The sequence below is a fragment of the Hahella sp. HN01 genome, assembly GCF_018986435.1.
GTDB lineage: Bacteria > Pseudomonadota > Gammaproteobacteria > Pseudomonadales > Oleiphilaceae > Hahella.
Genome location: NZ_JAHMIN010000037.1, coordinates 15,290 through 31,341, shown reverse-complemented (window position 1 = coordinate 31,341; position 16,052 = coordinate 15,290). Strand labels below are relative to the sequence as shown.

General features: G+C 54.7%; 16 protein-coding genes. 6 read left to right on the top strand and 10 right to left on the bottom strand.

Annotation, left to right across the window (positions count from 1 at the left end; translation table 11 throughout):
• Positions 1-19: 19 nt before the first annotated feature.
• On the bottom strand, positions 20-1,798 hold the full coding sequence (locus KP814_RS26440; protein ID WP_216739603.1) for a tetratricopeptide repeat protein: 1,779 nt from the start codon (positions 1,796-1,798) through the stop codon (positions 20-22).
• Between the two features lie 343 nt (positions 1,799-2,141).
• Between KP814_RS26440 and hemA the strand changes: the two genes are divergently transcribed.
• The 4 genes from hemA to KP814_RS26420 all read left to right on the top strand — a co-directional run bounded on the left by hemA (position 2,142) and on the right by KP814_RS26420 (position 6,212).
• The gene (hemA, locus tag KP814_RS26435) at positions 2,142-3,416 is read left to right on the top strand and encodes a glutamyl-tRNA reductase (protein WP_216739602.1); all 1,275 of its coding nucleotides are present in this window, start codon (positions 2,142-2,144) and stop codon (positions 3,414-3,416) included.
• 78 nt (positions 3,417-3,494) lie between these two features.
• Positions 3,495-4,577, top strand: a complete 1,083-nt coding sequence (gene prfA / locus KP814_RS26430) for a peptide chain release factor 1 (RefSeq protein ID WP_216739601.1) — start codon at positions 3,495-3,497, stop codon at positions 4,575-4,577.
• A 22-nt stretch (positions 4,578-4,599) separates the two neighbouring features.
• Positions 4,600-5,430 carry a peptide chain release factor N(5)-glutamine methyltransferase gene (gene prmC, locus KP814_RS26425; protein WP_216739600.1) on the top strand — a complete coding sequence of 277 codons (831 nt, stop codon included), beginning with the start codon at positions 4,600-4,602 and terminating at the stop codon, positions 5,428-5,430.
• A gap of 29 nt (positions 5,431-5,459) precedes the next feature.
• A complete protein-coding gene (locus tag KP814_RS26420) occupies positions 5,460-6,212 on the top strand; it encodes a molybdopterin-synthase adenylyltransferase MoeB (protein WP_216739599.1) in 753 nt (250 codons plus the stop codon).
• On the opposite strand, the gene phrB is transcribed toward KP814_RS26420, so the two are convergent.
• The gene (phrB, locus tag KP814_RS26415) at positions 6,192-7,637 is read right to left on the bottom strand and encodes a deoxyribodipyrimidine photo-lyase (protein ID WP_216739598.1); all 1,446 of its coding nucleotides are present in this window, start codon (positions 7,635-7,637) and stop codon (positions 6,192-6,194) included. The two genes, KP814_RS26420 and phrB, sit on opposite strands and share 21 nt — an antisense overlap.
• A 151-nt stretch (positions 7,638-7,788) precedes the next feature.
• Between phrB and KP814_RS26410 the strand changes: the two genes are divergently transcribed.
• Positions 7,789-8,286, top strand: a complete 498-nt coding sequence (locus KP814_RS26410) for a RimK/LysX family protein (protein WP_216739597.1) — start codon at positions 7,789-7,791, stop codon at positions 8,284-8,286.
• Here KP814_RS26410 and KP814_RS26405 read toward each other — a convergent pair.
• Positions 8,281-9,663: a PhoH family protein gene (locus tag KP814_RS26405; protein ID WP_216739596.1), complete on the bottom strand. Its 1,383-nt coding sequence runs from the start codon at positions 9,661-9,663 to the stop codon at positions 8,281-8,283. The two genes, KP814_RS26410 and KP814_RS26405, sit on opposite strands and share 6 nt — an antisense overlap.
• 263 nt (positions 9,664-9,926) lie before the next feature.
• Complete coding sequence (locus KP814_RS26400) at positions 9,927-10,595, bottom strand: TetR family transcriptional regulator (protein WP_216739595.1); 669 nt, start codon at positions 10,593-10,595, stop codon at positions 9,927-9,929.
• A gap of 163 nt (positions 10,596-10,758) precedes the next feature.
• On the opposite strand from KP814_RS26400, the gene KP814_RS26395 reads away from it, so the two are divergent.
• Positions 10,759-11,229, top strand: a complete 471-nt coding sequence (locus KP814_RS26395) for an HPP family protein (RefSeq protein ID WP_216739594.1) — start codon at positions 10,759-10,761, stop codon at positions 11,227-11,229.
• Positions 11,230-11,231: 2 nt separating this feature from the next.
• On the opposite strand, the gene KP814_RS26390 is transcribed toward KP814_RS26395, so the two are convergent.
• The 6 genes from KP814_RS26390 to KP814_RS26365 form a co-directional block, all read right to left on the bottom strand.
• On the bottom strand, positions 11,232-11,858 hold the full coding sequence (locus tag KP814_RS26390) for an START domain-containing protein (RefSeq protein ID WP_216739593.1): 627 nt from the start codon (positions 11,856-11,858) through the stop codon (positions 11,232-11,234).
• A gap of 364 nt (positions 11,859-12,222) precedes the next feature.
• Entirely contained in the window at positions 12,223-12,471 is a 249-nt protein-coding gene (gene minE / locus KP814_RS26385; protein WP_011395660.1) for a cell division topological specificity factor MinE, read from the bottom strand.
• Positions 12,468-13,283 carry a septum site-determining protein MinD gene (gene minD, locus KP814_RS26380; protein WP_127972798.1) on the bottom strand — a complete coding sequence of 272 codons (816 nt, stop codon included), beginning with the start codon at positions 13,281-13,283 and terminating at the stop codon, positions 12,468-12,470. Before minD ends, minE begins: the two co-directional genes overlap by 4 nt.
• Positions 13,284-13,370: 87 nt before the next feature.
• The gene (minC, locus tag KP814_RS26375; RefSeq protein WP_216739592.1) at positions 13,371-14,126 is read right to left on the bottom strand and encodes a septum site-determining protein MinC; all 756 of its coding nucleotides are present in this window, start codon (positions 14,124-14,126) and stop codon (positions 13,371-13,373) included.
• Positions 14,127-14,313: 187 nt separating this feature from the next.
• Positions 14,314-14,841, bottom strand: a complete 528-nt coding sequence (locus tag KP814_RS26370; protein WP_216739591.1) for a phosphatase PAP2 family protein — start codon at positions 14,839-14,841, stop codon at positions 14,314-14,316.
• Positions 14,801-16,048, bottom strand: a complete 1,248-nt coding sequence (locus KP814_RS26365; protein WP_216739590.1) for a glycosyltransferase family 1 protein — start codon at positions 16,046-16,048, stop codon at positions 14,801-14,803. Before KP814_RS26365 ends, KP814_RS26370 begins: the two co-directional genes overlap by 41 nt.
• Positions 16,049-16,052: the final 4 nt, after the last annotated feature.

The following is a 16,052-nucleotide window of genomic DNA, read 5'->3' as shown; positions in this document are numbered from 1 at the left end:
AAAATGAGTTATGAGGGAGTTAAAGGTCTACGTTCAGACGTTTCAGGGTTTCATTCAGAAGCCGGTGATCGGGTTTTGTGTTCAGCGCTTCACGCCAAATATTTTTGGCATCGTCCTGTTTGCCGAGAGACCAGAGTACTTCGCCTAAATGAGAGGCGACCTCGGGGTCGGGAAACTTGGAGTAGGCTTCCTGGAGGAAGCCGACAGCTTCGCCAGATTTACCTAAACGGAACAGCACCCAACCCATGCTATCAAGTATGGCGGGATTGCCTGGGTCCAACTCCAGCGCCTTGTTGATCAGATTGTACGCCTCTTGGGTGCGGTCAGTGCGGTCGGCAAGGGTATAGCCCAGAGCGTTCAGTGCGACGGCGTTATCGGGATCAAGCGCAATGATGTGGCGCAGATCGTCTTCCATACCTTCCAGCAATCCCATGCGGTCTTTCAGCATGGCTCTGGCGTAAAGCAGCTGCAGGTCTTCAGGGTATTCTTCTACGGCCTGGTCTGAAAGTTTCAACGCGGCGTCGAGGTCGTCCAACTCCAGCATAAGGTTGATTTGCAGTTCCCATAGCTGGCTGGCCTGGGAGGGCAAATTTTCCCGGGCTTCGGTGAATGCGGCTTCCGCTTCGCTTTGGCGGCCTGATCGGATCAGGAGATAGGCGGAGCGCGCAAGGGCGTTGAAGTAATGGCCGCCACGGGTCACATTCTGGTAATGCTGGATAGCGTCTTCGACTCTGTCTTCCTGGTCGGCGATGCGCGCCAGATAAAAATGAGCTTCATTGAGATGCTGCCCTTGCTTGACCAGATCTTCTAAATGCTTGCGGGCTTCCTGTGTATGTTGGTTTTCAAGGGAGACCAGCGCATAAGAGAGCTTGAGGTGCGGCGTATTCGGGAAGCGATTCATCAGCTCCTTATATATAGACTGAGCGGCGTCGAAATTGTGCGCTTCAATTTGTGTGCGAGCGTACAGGGCGCCTACTTGAACTTCATCGGGATGCTTGGCGTACTGCTTTTTCAAATAGGTGAGGGAGACATCAACGCCTTTGACGCTTTTCAGCAGGCGAGCGCGTAAGGCAATCACCGCAGGGTTGTCTGGTGAGGTCTTCAGCAGCGGATCTGTGCTGGCGAGAGCGGCTTCTTCCATGCCATTGATTTCCTGCAGCACGGCGTAGCCATACATTAGTTCGCCGTTCTCCGGGTGACGCTCCAGGATCTTTTTGTACAGATTGAGCAGCTCTTTCTTCTCTTCGTCGGTCAGGTTTTTGGCGTGGACAGCGAGGCGGTCGAACGTTGTCGGTCCTTCAAGCTCCAGCACCTGCTCCATGTGAGACAGCGCTTCTGGATACTGCTTTTGCTTAATGAGCTGGAAGGCGGCCAATTGGTGAGCGTCTACGTTCTCCGGCTCCACTTCGGTCCACAGCAGCGTCATTTCGGTCATGGCCGCGTCATCCTTTATATACTGCGCGGCATTGAGCGCCCGGCGTATAACGCCGATGTCGCGAGTCTCGCGGGCGACTTTCAAATAGTTCTGCAACAACATGTCAACTTGGCCGCGCTGCCCCGCGACTTCGGCGGTAAGCAAGTCCAACAGTGTGGAGCGGCTGAATTGTTGCGGATAGGGAGATTGTTCATCCGGGGCGGGGGCAAGCTCGGAGTCATCGTAGGCTTGGAGCACCGGGATGGGGCGTTGTGTGACGGGGTCCGTCACTTCTTGTGTTTTTTGCAGGCCGGCGATCTGACTGCAACCGGGGAAAACAACACAAACCACCGCGCTGAGCAGCGCTCGATGCAAATATTTCATTGATACTATCTTATTACCGGTCTTATGACGTTTTATCGAGAGGTTTGCTGACAAGCTAGCATATACCTCCTACTTAGCATAGCTCTATTCATTAAAGCTTGTTAACCGCTCGAAGCCTTTATTGGTGAGAGGTAAACCCTTCTCTTTGCAGTTTATTTTGCAATGGTTTTCAACGGGGCTAAGGAAGAGTGGCGGAAGCGGAAAATTCAGGATTGGCCGCCTATAATTTGTTTTAGATTAAAACTTCGTCGCCGTGATTTCGGTATATTTTTTAAGATAAGTCATTGTGCGCAGCGGTCAGCGCGTTAAAATGGTCGCCGGCTTGGGAGATGTCCTGGTTGTTATGGCGCTTTTTGTTATAAGTATTAATCATAAAACCGCCCCGGTTGCGATCCGGGAGAAGGTGGCGTTCGGCCCGGAAAAGATGGCTGATGCATTGGCGCACCTGCGCTGCCGCCCTGATATCGACGAAGTCACTATCCTTTCTACGTGCAATCGCACGGAGTTGTACTGCTCCACGCCGGGAGAGCCGGATGAGATAAGCCTGATAGAGTGGCTTGGGCAGTACCATCAAGTCAGCCTCACCGAACTGAAAGCCTGCTGCAATATATATAATGATGAAGATGCTGCGCAGCATATGATGCGCGTCGCCAGCGGCATTGATTCTATGGTGTTGGGCGAGCCTCAGATTCTTGGGCAAATGAAGGAGGCGCATGCTTCCGGCAGGGCCGCTGGTTCGTTGGGCGGCCCTTTGGATCGCCTGTTTCAGCATGCTTTCGCTGTGGCGAAGCGGGTGCGGACTGAAACCGCGATCGGCGAAAACCCTGTCTCCGTTGCCTATGCTGCGGTGAGTATGGCGTCGCATATTTTTTCTAATATGGGGCAAAATACCGCTCTGTTGATTGGCGCAGGCGAGACAATCGAGCTGGTGGCGCGTCATTTGTATCGCGCTGGGGTGCGTTCACTGATTGTCGCCAATCGTACGCTCTCCCGGGCCAGAGATCTGGCCGCCGAATTTCACGGCAGCGCTATAGGTCTCTCCGACATCCCGGAATATCTGCACCGTGCGGATATCGTTATTGCTTCCACCGCCAGTCCGCTGCCTATTCTTGGCAAGGGAGCGGTGGAGAAGGCGCTCAAGCGGCGCAAGCATAAACCCATGTTTATGGTGGATATCGCGGTTCCCAGAGATATAGAAGAAGAAGTCAGCGAACTCGCCGATGTATACCTCTATACCGTCGACGATCTGCGTCAAGTCATCGAAGACAACATGAAGTCGCGAGAAGGCGCCGCTGAAGAAGCCGAGCGTTTGATTGCGGCAGGCGCTGCGGATTTCATGTATCATCTGCGCGCTCTTGATTCGGTGTCGGTTTTGCGGCGCTTTCGCGATCAGGCGGAAGGCGTCCGCGACGGAGAGCTGCAGAAAGCCATCAGACTGCTTAACCGGGGGGACGACCCCGAATCCGTCCTGCGCATGCTGGCTCATGGACTCACCAATAAGCTGATACACCATCCTACCGTTCAGGTTCGTCGCGCTTCTGCGGAAGGGCGTCAGGAAGTGACTGGCTGGTTGCGGGATCTGTTTCAGCTTCCGGATGAAAAAGTTAAGAACGATTAGCGTCCGTTGAGGCCGGAATCCGGCCAACCTCTATCCCCGTTTCGGTCGACTGCGTAATTTCACTATGGTTATTGGTTTATGAAAGAATCGATTAAGTTAAAGCTCGATCTTTTAAAAGATCGTTATGAGGAAGTAGGGGCGTTGCTCTCCGACCCGGACATCATCAGCGTCCAGGAAAAGTTTAAAGAATTGTCGAAAGAGTACGCGGAGCTGGAGCCGGTGGTGCAGTGCTATCAGGAATACCAGAACGCGTTAAACGCCATTGAAGAGTCCAAGCTGTTGCTTAACGACAGCGATGCGGACATGCGGGAAATGGCGAAAGAAGAACTGGCTGCGGCGGAAGAGTCCAGCGAGCAGTTAGAGAAAGATCTGCAGATTCTGTTGTTGCCCCGCGACCCGCGTGATGGCTCCAACGTGTTTCTTGAAATTCGCGCAGGCACCGGCGGCGATGAGGCGGCTATTTTCGCAGGCGATCTGTTCCGTATGTATTCCCGCTACGCCGAACTGAAAAAGTGGAAAGTGGAGATCGTCAGCGAAAGTCCTGGCGAACATGGCGGCTATAAAGAAGTGATCAGTCGCGTTGCCGGCGATAATGTCTTCAGCTTGCTGAAGTTCGAATCCGGCGCTCATCGCGTGCAGCGAGTTCCAGAGACTGAATCCCAAGGCCGCATTCACACCTCGGCCTGTACGGTGGCGATTCTTCCAGAAGTTGAAGAAGTGGGCGACGTCGACATTAATCCCGCAGATTTGCGTGTAGATACTTACCGCGCCTCCGGGGCGGGTGGTCAGCACGTTAACAAAACCGACTCCGCCATTCGTATCACTCACTTGCCGTCGGGCATTGTTGTGGAATGTCAGGACGAGCGTTCTCAGCACAAAAACCGCGCTAAAGCCATGTCGCTGCTGAAAGCCAAGCTGCTTTCCTCTGCGCAGGAAAAACAAGCGAAGGAACAGGCGCAGACGCGTAAATCTCTGGTGGGCAGCGGCGACCGCTCCGAACGTATCCGCACCTATAATTATCCGCAAGGGCGTATCACAGATCACCGCATCAACCTGACTTTGTACAAACTGGAGGAAGTGGTGCAGGGCGATCTTGATCCGGTAATCCAGCCTCTGCTGCAAGAGTATCAGGCGGAGATGCTGGCCAGCATCAGCGAATAAGCGATAAACCGGGACCGGACTTATGCGCATAGATGAAGCCCTGGCCTGGGCGAAAAGCCGGCTTGAGACAGACAGTCCCAAGCTGGACGCGGAGGTGCTGCTTGCTCATGTATTGGGGAAAGGTCGAACATATCTGATCAGTCATAACGACAGTCTGTTGGATGAACCTGCCTTGCAGGCATATCAGCGGCTTATCGCCGAGCGTGAAACAGGCCGACCGGTGGCTCACCTGATTGGGACGCGGGAGTTTTGGTCGCTGGAGTTTCAAGTCAGTCCCGCCACGTTGATCCCACGACCAGAAACCGAACTGCTGGTTGAGCTAGTCCTCGAAGAAGCCTTGCCCGACGGAGCCAAGCTGTTGGATTTGGGAACTGGGACCGGCGCTATTGCTTGCGCGCTGGCTCATGAACGTCCTGACTGGCGTTTGACCGCGGTGGATTTGAGTCAGGATGCGGTTGAATTGGCGACGGCCAATGTTCAGTCGCTTGGGCTGGCGAACGTACAATGCCTGCGTTCCAATTGGTACGAGGCAATAGAGGACGAGCAGTTCCATGCCATTGTCAGTAACCCTCCCTACATTGATGTTCTGGATGTCCACCTGAAGCAAGGGGATGTGCGCTTTGAACCTGCCTCCGCGCTGGTGGCTGCAGATCATGGATTGGCGGATATACGCGTGATCGCCGCTGGCGGCGAGCGACACTTGCTGGCGGGCGGTTTGCTGGCGGTGGAGCATGGCTACGATCAAGGCGTTGCGGTGCGCGAAATTTTTTCCGATGCCGGTTACGTTGGCGTGCGAACTCACCAAGACTTGGCGGGACATGACCGAATCACCCTGGGGCGCTTGCCTGTATAGCGCTGGCGGGCCAAGGTATGGAGGATGCAATGCGGGATGAAATGAACGATACGCTGCTGATGCGCTACAACCGGCAAATCATGATGCCGGATTTCGATATCGCGGGTCAGGAAGCGTTGCGAAACAGCTCCGCGCTGGTTATCGGGTTGGGCGGCCTTGGATGTCCCGCCGCGATGTATCTGGGCGCAGCCGGTTGCGGACGCATGGTGCTTGCGGATTTCGATGCGGTGGATCTGTCCAACTTGCAGCGCCAGATCGCTCATAGAGAGCAGGACGTTGGCGTCAACAAGGCTGAGTCCGTGCGACGCGCGCTTGCTGATATCAATCCGGATGTCAGAGTAGAGACCATTACTCAGCCTCTGCAGGATGAGTCATTGTCCGCAGCGATTGCGGATGTGGATGTCGTGCTGGATTGTACTGATAACTTCACTACCCGGTCAGCGGTTAACGAGGCTTGCGTACGCCACGGCAAGCCTCTGGTGTCAGGAGCGGCGATTCGTTCCGAAGGACAACTGGCGGTGTTTGATCCACGCAGAGACGATGCTCCCTGTTATCACTGTCTTTACGGCATGTTGTCCGAGCAGCAGCTGACTTGCTCCGAGGCGGGAGTCATTGCGCCTTTGGTGGGCGTCATAGGTAGTCTGCAGGCGCTGGAAGCAGTAAAAATCCTTAGCGGATTTGGCGACGTCTGCGCCGGCAGACTGTTGTTGTTCGACGGAAAAACCATGCAGTGGCGCGAATTTAAGGTGCGTAAAGACCCATCATGCGCTGTGTGCGGGTGAGGCCGAGTCTTTAAGCTCCCGAAACGCCTGCAGCGCCCGTTCGCGGCTAGCTTTCAAATCCACAATCGGAGCAGGGTAACCCAACCGGCTCCTGGCGTCCGCCGGGGGCTGGTGGATGAGTTTGGTCGAAAGCTCGGCCAGCTCGGGCACATAGTGACGAATAAAGTCTCCGTTTGGATCGAACCTTTCACTTTGCGCTACCGGATTGAACATGCGGAAGTAGGGCGCAGCGTCGACGCCGGTGGAGGCGCTCCATTGCCAGCCTCCGTTATTAGCTGCGAGGTGCCCGTCTATCAATTTGCGCATAAAATAGCGCTCGCCCTGGCGCCAATCCAGCAGCAGGTTTTTGCTTAGAAACATGGCGCAGATCATGCGCAGCCGATTGTGCATCCAGCCCGTTTGATTCAACTGCCGCATGGCGGCGTCGACGATGGGGATTCCCGTTTTCCCTTCGCACCATGCCAGAAAGTCTTTTTCAGAATGTCGCCATTGCAGGTTTTCCGTTTCCTCTTTGAACGCTTTCGTCATGCTGATGCGGGGAAAGTCATACAGAATATGAATGTAGAAATCCCGCCAGATCAACTCATTTATCCAGGTGTCTACGCCTTCGCCTGCATTTGGCGATGCATGGCGATGCCGCTGCGCGGCGTGAAAGCATTGCCGACCGGAGAGCACCCCCAGGGCGAGGTAGGGTGACAGCTGGCTGACGCCGTCAATGGCGGGAAAGTCCCGTCGCTCATGATAACGGTCAACCTTTTGCTCCAGAAAGTCGTCCAGCTTCTGCAGGGCTGCGTCTTCACCAGCGGCGTAAGCTTTTGAGGAAACTTTGTCAAAGCCTAAGACGGATTCAGGTATGTCGTCTTTGGTTGAGAGCGTTGACGATGGCTGCTTCTCTGGCGTCGGCCACAGTTCAATATGCTCCGGGCATTGTGAAAACCAGGCGCGTTTATAGGGGGTGAAAACGGCGTAGGGAGTTCCCTGGCCGGTGCGGATGGAGCCTGCGGGAAGAATGCTTTGATCACGAAACTTGAGGGCTTCCAATCCTTCCGCGTTCAATGCCGACTTGACGGCTTTGTCTCTGCGCCTCTCATTGACGCCGAACTCTTCATTAAAGGTTAATGCGCCGCATTGATGCTGTTGCATAAAGGAAATAAGTTTGTCCGGCGCCTCATCAAAGCGGGAAGCGTCTAGAATAAACAGAGGAATGCTCAAGTCGGACAGCTCAGCTTGCAGCGCTTTGAGGTTGCGTAGCATGAAGTCCAGTTTGATATCCGCCATGTCATGGTCGCGCCATTGTTCAGGGCTCATCATGAAGCAGGCGATCAGCTCAGAGTTTTGTTCTTTGGCGCGTTGTGCGGCGGCGTATAATGCCGGGTTGTCGCGGGTGCGCAGGTCGTTGCGGAACCAGTGCAGGGTTCGCGGCATGTGGTCTCCTTCAGGGATTATTTGTTTGCGATTTGCGTATCTCGGGTTATTTTATTTACGCATAAAGTTTATGAATGGACGCCTCGAAAGAAAAATTCCTGGCGCGTAATAATAGTGGAGTGGCTGTGAAGCATGTTGAGTGGATGTGAGAATGACTGAAGGCGCAGTGAACAAGCTTGAAGAGGCGGTGAAAAACGCTCCTCAGAGCAAGCAGGAGCAGTTGGTGGTCGGCTGGCGGGAGTGGTTGGCGCTGCCGGAGTTGGGCATCTCAAGAATCAAGGCGAAGGTGGATACCGGAGCGAGAACTTCCGCGTTGCATGCGTTTGAATTGGAGTCTTATGAATCGCCGACGGGAACCCGTGTACGCTTCGCTATTCACCCGGTTCAGGGGGATAGTGAGAAAGTGATTGAGTGCGACGCAGCGGTCATTGATCAGCGAATGGTGTCGGATTCCGGCGGCCATCGGGAAATGCGTTTTGTGATCAGCACTCTGCTTCAGGTGGGCAGCCATGCCTGGCCCGTGGAGATGACGCTTACCAATCGCGACAGCATGCGCTTTCGTATGTTGCTCGGACGCACCGCTATGGCGGGCCGGATACAAGTGAATCCGGCCGCCTCCTATCTGATGGGCAAAATCAAGAGGTCATAAGTTGGCTTCCGCAAACTCCGCCAGAGCGGATCTGGGCACGCCGCGCAGATGAACATGCGCGCCGTGCTTAAAGCCGCGGAAGCGTTCGGTCATATACGTCAAACCTGAGCTGGGCGCATTCAAGTAAGGGGTGTCGATCTGCGCAAGGTTGCCAAGGCAGACCACCTTACTGCCGTTGCCGGCTCGGGTGATGATGGTTTTTACTTGATGCGGCGTGAGGTTCTGGCACTCGTCGATAACGATCAGACTGTGCTGGAAGCTGCGGCCGCGGATGTAGTTCAGTGATTTGAACTGTATCGGCACTTTCTGCAGGATATACTCCACGCTGGCGGACATGTTTTCATCATCGTGATGCAGCGCCTCCAGGTTATCCGTAATGGCGCCCAGCCAGGGCTCCATTTTTTCCGCCTCGGTGCCGGGCAGAAAGCCGATATCCTCGTCGAGCCCCTGGGTGCTGCGGGTGACGATAATGCGTTTGTAGCGCTTGCTCGCTACCGTCATTTCGATTGCTGCGGCCAGTGCCAGAATGGTCTTGCCCGAGCCGGCGGCGCCGGTCAGATTGACCAGATGAATATCCGGGTCCAGCAACAGTTGCAGCGCTACCGCCTGATAGATATCGCGAGGCGTTAATCCCCAGGCTTCCTGCTGCAGCAGTTTATCGCGAGACAGGTCGCGCACCACCATGTGATCGTCGCGGAACTCGGAAACGCGTCCCACGAACCCTTGCTCGTCAATGATGAAATCATTGCGATTCAGATCCTTCAACTCCGGCAGGCGCGGAATAACGTGCTCGGTGAGTCCGTCTTTCTGTAGCGTCTCTACTTTGTTGATGTTATCCCAGAAGCTGTGGTTGAACTCCTGGTAGCCTTTGGGCAGCAGATCAATATCGTCGATCAACTGGTCGGTGTGATAGTCCTCCGCCTCCACGCCGCAGGCTCTCGCCTTCAGGCGCATGTTGATGTCTTTGCTCACCAGAATGGTGGGGCGGGATTTATGCTTGCTCTGGAGCGTCACCAGGGCGTTGATAATCTTGTTGTCGTTCAGCGTTTCAGGCAACTGCACCTGGTGAGTGCCTTCCAGGTCCATCAGGATGGAAATGGTTCCCAGAGGCTGGCCTTTGGCTACGCGTACGATAGGGACGCCTTTCTCTATTTCCTTAGGCGTGGCGTCCCCCAGTAATTTATCGATCAGGCGAATCGCCTGGCGGCAGTCAGCGGCAATGGATGATTTGCCGGTCTTCAGACGGTCTAACTCCTCCAGCACAGTAATGGGAATAACGACTTGGTGTTCTTCGAAGTTGAGAATGGCGTTTGGATCGTGGATAAGGACGTTGGTGTCAAGCACATAGGTCTTCAATTGCGAACGGGATCGCGCCATGCTTTATTTCCTTTGCCGGTTGATGAGCAGCAACGTGTCTGGGAGTGGTTGGCGCAGGTCGCGCCTGATGGTCGAATGCGAGGATGTGTGAGGAATATGTAGGTTTGAATCAACAACCCACTCCCTGCCATTGATGTCTGGTTATTGTTCGACGTTAAAGGACTTGGTTTCTCTGCGGTAACCGAGCAGTCATTTAACGTCCCTCACTTGCATAATAACCTACGCATGTAATTTTGGAAGTATTTGGAATAATAAAAAACGGATTAGGCTGGTTGCAGGACTCCGCGCCATAGCAAGGTCATGGATTCTCTCAACGCGGGCTCAAATGCTGGAACCAGTGCGTCCAGGTTGCGTTGCGTTAAGACTTCTTTCACCTGAGCGGGAACGCTTTGCATCTGCCACAGTCCCAACAGCAATGCATTGGTGTGAAGCAGCAGGTTGAGACACTGGGTTTCGGTAAGTTGGGGTAAATGACGCCGTAAGCCGACGGCCAGTATTTGGATGCGTCCCATCAATTCCGCTTTAAAGTCGGCGACGCGCTCTGCTTCCACATTGCGTTCTAGAATGGAGCTGGTCATGGAGGCCAGCGGCATAAAATGAGGGTGCTCCTGAACAAACTGGGTCGTTTGATCGATCAGTCCGCCGATCAGGTCTTCGTTAGATTTCTCTCTGTCCTCAGCGACCTCCGCCAGTTCTTGCAGTAGCTGCTGGTATAACGCGCCAAGCAGATCGAGAAAGATTTCTTCTTTGGTTTTGAAGTAAAGGTACACGGTTCCTTTGGCCAGGCCAGCCTGCTGGGCGATGCTGATTACTGACGGCAGCTGTGTGGGCTGCAGTAAGTAAAGCGCGCGAGCGGCTTCCAGTATGCTGAGTCGGCGCGCGGCCTTTTCTTGCTCATCAATAGCGCGGCTGCGCCGGGTTGGGTGTTTCACTGAGACGTTTACCTGCTTAGTACTACATCGTTAAACGATAGACGTCGTTATTCTAGCATTGAAGCACTCTTCAAGTGTTGTGAACTAGGCATGGCTATGGGGGAAGAGTAGAATGTTTCGCGCAACGATAATAATTCCGCCGACCTGAAGAGGATTTTGGACGATGACTCTGGTCGCAAGCGACATCATGACGCCCCACATTAAATCCGTACCCGCCAGCTGGACGATGCAAAAGTTCGGCGCGTTTCTGGCCCAGAATGGCATTTCCGGCAGTCCTGTGGTGAATGACCGCAATGAAGTGGTCGGCATCGCCACGTTGTCCGACATCGCGGATTTCCATCTCAACCATGTCGACACTAATTACGACGCTCAAATGACGCCGGAGGAGCAAAAAGAAGCTCGCCGTCTGCGTCAGTTCATTTTTGAGGAAATGGTGAAAGTGCCGGTGGAGGTGGGCGACATCATGTCTCCCATCCTGCTGTATGTCACTGAAAGCACGCCCTTGTCGGAAGTGGCGGAGCTGATGATGAAAGAGCACCTGCACCGGATTTTCGTCATGCGCGATAAAAAGGTGGTGGGAATCATCACCACCTACGACATGCTGAAAGTGTTGAAAGAAAGCCTGAACGAATAAGGTTATTGCTCGGCTTTGGTTTCCACGGCGACGACATTCCCTGCGTCATCGTAGCGCACGCGGGCATTGCGATAGGGATCGCTATTGGCCAGCTTCTCCAGCGCGCGCATGGACTTGTAGGGGATATCGACAATCAGCGAGTTCACCAGCCAACTGGGGATGGCTCCAGCGGGTTCGGTATGCTGCAGCCAGGTCATGCGCGTCTGCGATTCCCCCTGTGGTTGAAACAGGTAGTGCGTCTCTTGTTGATGCACGCGCACATACTTATCTTTTTCCGGCACTTTACCGTCTACGGCGTACATATCCATGGTCACTGCCTGAGTGGCGGGATCGCGCTGAGTGCTGATTTCCAGCACATAGTCCCGATCCCGCACTGGCCAGGGCAAGTCATTCACGGAATAGGCGTAACGCCTGGTGAAGTTGTCGCGCTCCACTTCCTCTGAGGCGATGCAGCCATGCACCCATTTCATACAGGATGTAGGGTCAGCCATAACCGCGAGAATAGAGCGCAACGGCGTATTCAGCACCGTTTCTGCTTTGAACGCTTTGAAATCGGACCCGGGAAAATCCATGGTGAAGATTTTTACCCCGTCTTTATCGAACTCAAGTCGCCACCGCTCAGAATCCATTGGGATCTCTGCTTGAGTGGAAATCGATGTGAACAATAAAAAGATGCTGAACAGAAAGCCGACGAATATATGTTTTTGGGAAGTGTGTGTCAGGTGTGAGCGCCGCATTGTTATAGTTGTTTCTCCATAAGAAGCCTGAGCGGTGGTGGCCGTTTTCGGGCTGTTATGTTAGCACTTGCGACAGCGTCAAAATGATAAGAAACGCCCATTTACAGGTGGCGACTGAATCGAGTTCAGGGCGCCGGGTGAGGTGCGGGATATGGAAACGATATATATGGAAATGATATATAAAGGAAATAAGCGTATAAACGAAAGGTAAGATGCAAGCCCGCGCGTCAAGCCGAGTGATGCGCGGGCTGAGAACTCATTCGGGGAGGGTGATGTTCAGCTCCAGTACGGCGCAGTCATCATTGCGGTCAATCTGCACCTGGATATCTTCCCGGTTGATTTTGACGTACTTACCGATCACTTCCAGGATTTCCTGTTGCAGTTGCGGCAGGTAATCCGGTTGATTGCGCTGGGATCGTTCGTGGGCAACGATGATCTGCAGACGCTCTTTCGCTACGGAAGCGGTCGCCTGTTTGTTGCTGCGGAAATAATCCCAGAAGCTCATGCCTTACCTCCAAACACGCGCTGGAAGAAGCCTTTTTTCTGTACGTCCAGAAAACGGTGCTCGCGATCTTCACCCAAAAGACGGGCGACAGCGTCCGCATAGGCTTGGCCTGCGTCGCTTTGTTGGTCGTGAATGACGGGAACGCCCTGGTTGGAGGCGGTCAGAACGGATTTGGACTCTGGAATAACGCCCAGCAACGGCACCGCCAGAATTTCTTCTACGTCCTGTACGCTCAGCATTTCACCGTTCTGCACGCGCTCAGGATTGTAGCGAGTCAGCAACAGGTGCTCTTTCACCGGATCTAGGCCCATTTCCGCGCGCCGGGATTTGCTGTGCAGGATGCCCAGAATACGGTCGGAGTCACGCACCGAGGATACTTCCGGGTTGGTGACGACAACGGCTTCGTCGGCGTAATACAACGCCATCATGGCGCCGTGCTCAATGCCCGCCGGGGAGTCGCAGATAATGTATTCAAAGGTTTCGGACAGCTCGTTCAGCACCCGTTCCACCCCTTCCTTCGAGAGGGCTTCTTTATCGCGGGTCTGCGACGCTGGCAGAATGCTCATGTTCTCTGTGTATTTATCTTTGATAAGCGCCTGATTAAGGCTGGCTTCATTGTTGATGACGTTGACGAAGTCATAAACAACACGGCGCTCGCAGTTGAGAATCAGATCGAGGTTGCGCAGGCCTACATCAAAATCAATGACTACCGTTTTATGGCCCAGCTTCGACAAACCTGAAGCAATCGACGCGCTGGTGGTTGTTTTGCCTACACCGCCTTTACCTGAGGTAATTACGATAATTTTGCTCAATTTGGTAACCCTTTCCACTCAATCTCTGTAAGTTGAAAATTATAAAGCTCTTTCCCAAAGCAACCCGTCGATCCTGTTTTGCAGCCGCTACATGGCCTTTATTGTCAGCTTTTCCCCGTCCAGGCATATTTGCGCCGCTTGTTTCCAATGCTCGCCCTGTAAGTCTTCACTGATTTTATACTGCCCCGCTACTGATACAAGCTCAGCCTCCAGGCTCTGGCAGAATATGCGGGCGCTGGCGTTCCCTTGCACTCCAGCCAGCGCGCGTCCACGTAATGGAGCGTAGACGTGAATATTGCCGTCGGCCAGAATTTCTGCGCCGGCGCTGACCGGCGCCAACACGATCAGATCGCCGCCGGGGGCGTACACCTGTTGCCCTGAGCGGACGGGCGTGGTGATGACGCGATTGGCTACACGCTGAGGCTGCGCTTCATCTCGCCCGGTCTCAGTGGCGGCGCTGGGCGCTGGCTCCTGTACAGGCGTTTCCGCCTCTGCGTTTCGGGTTCCTCGGGACGGTTGAAACACCGCCAGCCCGGCAGTCTGTGCGGCGGAAGTCTGTTCCGGCGCATCTGTCCTCACCCCGATCAGGCGAATGCCTTCTTGTTCGCAAAGCGTTTGAATCAAGGAGAAATCGAGAGGAGAGTGGGCTTCAGCCAGTTTTTCGAGTCCAACGACGATAGGCAGGTTATGAAACAGGTTGGGAGCTTGCTTCACCTTTTCCCGTAATTCTTCGGAGAATTTATCCGGTTCGAAATACAACAGCTCCAGGGTGGTTAGGGGAACCATGCTACCCTTGAACTGCAAGCAAGGTGACGAAAATAGGTCGGCAGTCGCCTGCGGCATAATAAAAGTTAATCCCTATCGTTTTTTTGTCGTTGCCGGGATTGTACTTTAATCGTTCGCTCAGGGTCCATGGTATAAACGCGTGCGGAAGCCGATTCCAGCGCGTTCCCGTAGGAGAGATGGTTAATTATTTGTCATATGCCCTCTAGGCTTGTTTTTGTACAGTCTGTTCTCTAGCTCTATAGGCCTATATGGACAAGGCTGTGGCCCCAATGGAAAAGCCGATGGCGGCGCCAACCAGCACGTCGCTGGGATAATGCAGGCCAAGCACTACTCGAGATAATGCGACACAAAGCGTAAAAGGCAGCACGCACAACGCCAGAACGGGACTGATTTCCGCAGTCAGCAGAGTGAAGCATACCGCGTGCAGAGTGTGGCCGCTGGGGAAGCTGTATTTGTCCAGCACTTTGGCGTCGCAAGTAATGTCGTTATGGGTGATGAAGGGACGTTCACGTACGAGCCAAAGCTTGAGTAGCTTATAGATCGCGGTGCAGATGAGGGCGGTGACAATCATGAAGCGCCCGGTTTCCCAGCCTTCAATCATGCATACGACGCCGATCAGGGCGTACCAGAACACTCCGTCGCCGAGGCGACTTACTGTACGGAAAAACGGCGCGAGCCGACGGCGTCTGGCCCAGGCGATGGCGGTGCGGCAGATGCTTTGCTCAAGCTCGTCAGCTCGGCGAAACAGCTCTGAGGCTCTTGGCTGATTCATGTTGTTGCTCCCCTTTGGCTTCTCCGGACAAAAGAATGTGTGCGAAACGATCGACAATCTGACTCCAATCCAACGGTAGTGCGCGACCGCGCGCCGCGGCGCGAAGGCGCTTGAGATGGCTCGGACGCAGCGCCAACGTCAGGGCGTGACGGCAGAACGCGTCGCAGTCCTGTTGTGGCGCCAACATGCCGCTGACTTCGTGCTCCAGGTGTTCACGGGCGGCGGCGTCGTCGAAACTGACGATTCCCAGGCCGCTGGCCATCGCCTCCAGGACGACATTGCCGAAGGTGTCGGTGAGGCTGGGAAACAGAAAAATGTCTGCGCTGGCGTAGTGGCGCGCCAGATCGTCGCCGCGTTTCACGCCCGCCAGAATGATGTCCGGATGTTTGGCGGCGATGCGTTCCCGCAAAGGGCCGCCGCCCACCATCACCATGCGCGCCTTGCTGACCTGTTGTTGGGCGCGTCGGAAGGCGGCGATCGCGAGATGAATATTTTTCTCGCTGGCGAGGCGCCCCACATAAATGAATACAGGGCTTTCCTCGCGCACTCCCCATTCCTCACGCAGATGCTGACAGCGAAGCGAGGGATTGAACTGACTGCAATCCACGCCCCGGCTCCAGACCCGGGTGTTGCGCACTCCCATCTCGGAAACGGCCTCGGCGGTTTGCCGGGTCGGCGTCAGCGTCAGCAGCGTGCGGTGATGAAACCAGGTCAGGTAGCGGGTGATGAGTTTGGTTAACCAGCCGAATCCGTAAAAGGCGCTGTAACTGTGGAAGTTGGTGTGAAAGCCGCTGACCACCGGCACGCCCAACTCGGTAGCCGCGCTCACCGCGCTCCAGCCCAAAGGACCCTGAGTCGCTACATAAACGGCGCTTGGCGTGTCCTGGCGCCAGGCTTTCAATAAGCGCCGGCGGCAGGGCAGGCCGAACTTCAGCTCACCGTATCCAGGAATCGGACGGCCGCGCACCAGAATATGCTCCATGGCGTCAATCAGCTCGCGCCTCTCTCCGAGAGGCTGATTGGGGCGCACCACCTGCACCCGGTATTGGCGGGATAATCCTTCGCTGACGTAGCGCAGCGTATTGGCGACGCCATTGATTTCGGGGAAGAAAGTTTCGGTCACAATGGCTATTTTGGGGCGCGGACGTTCCCGTTCCGCTTCAGCGGCTCGTCCCTGAATGTCCTGCAAGCTGTGCTTTAAAATCATGCAT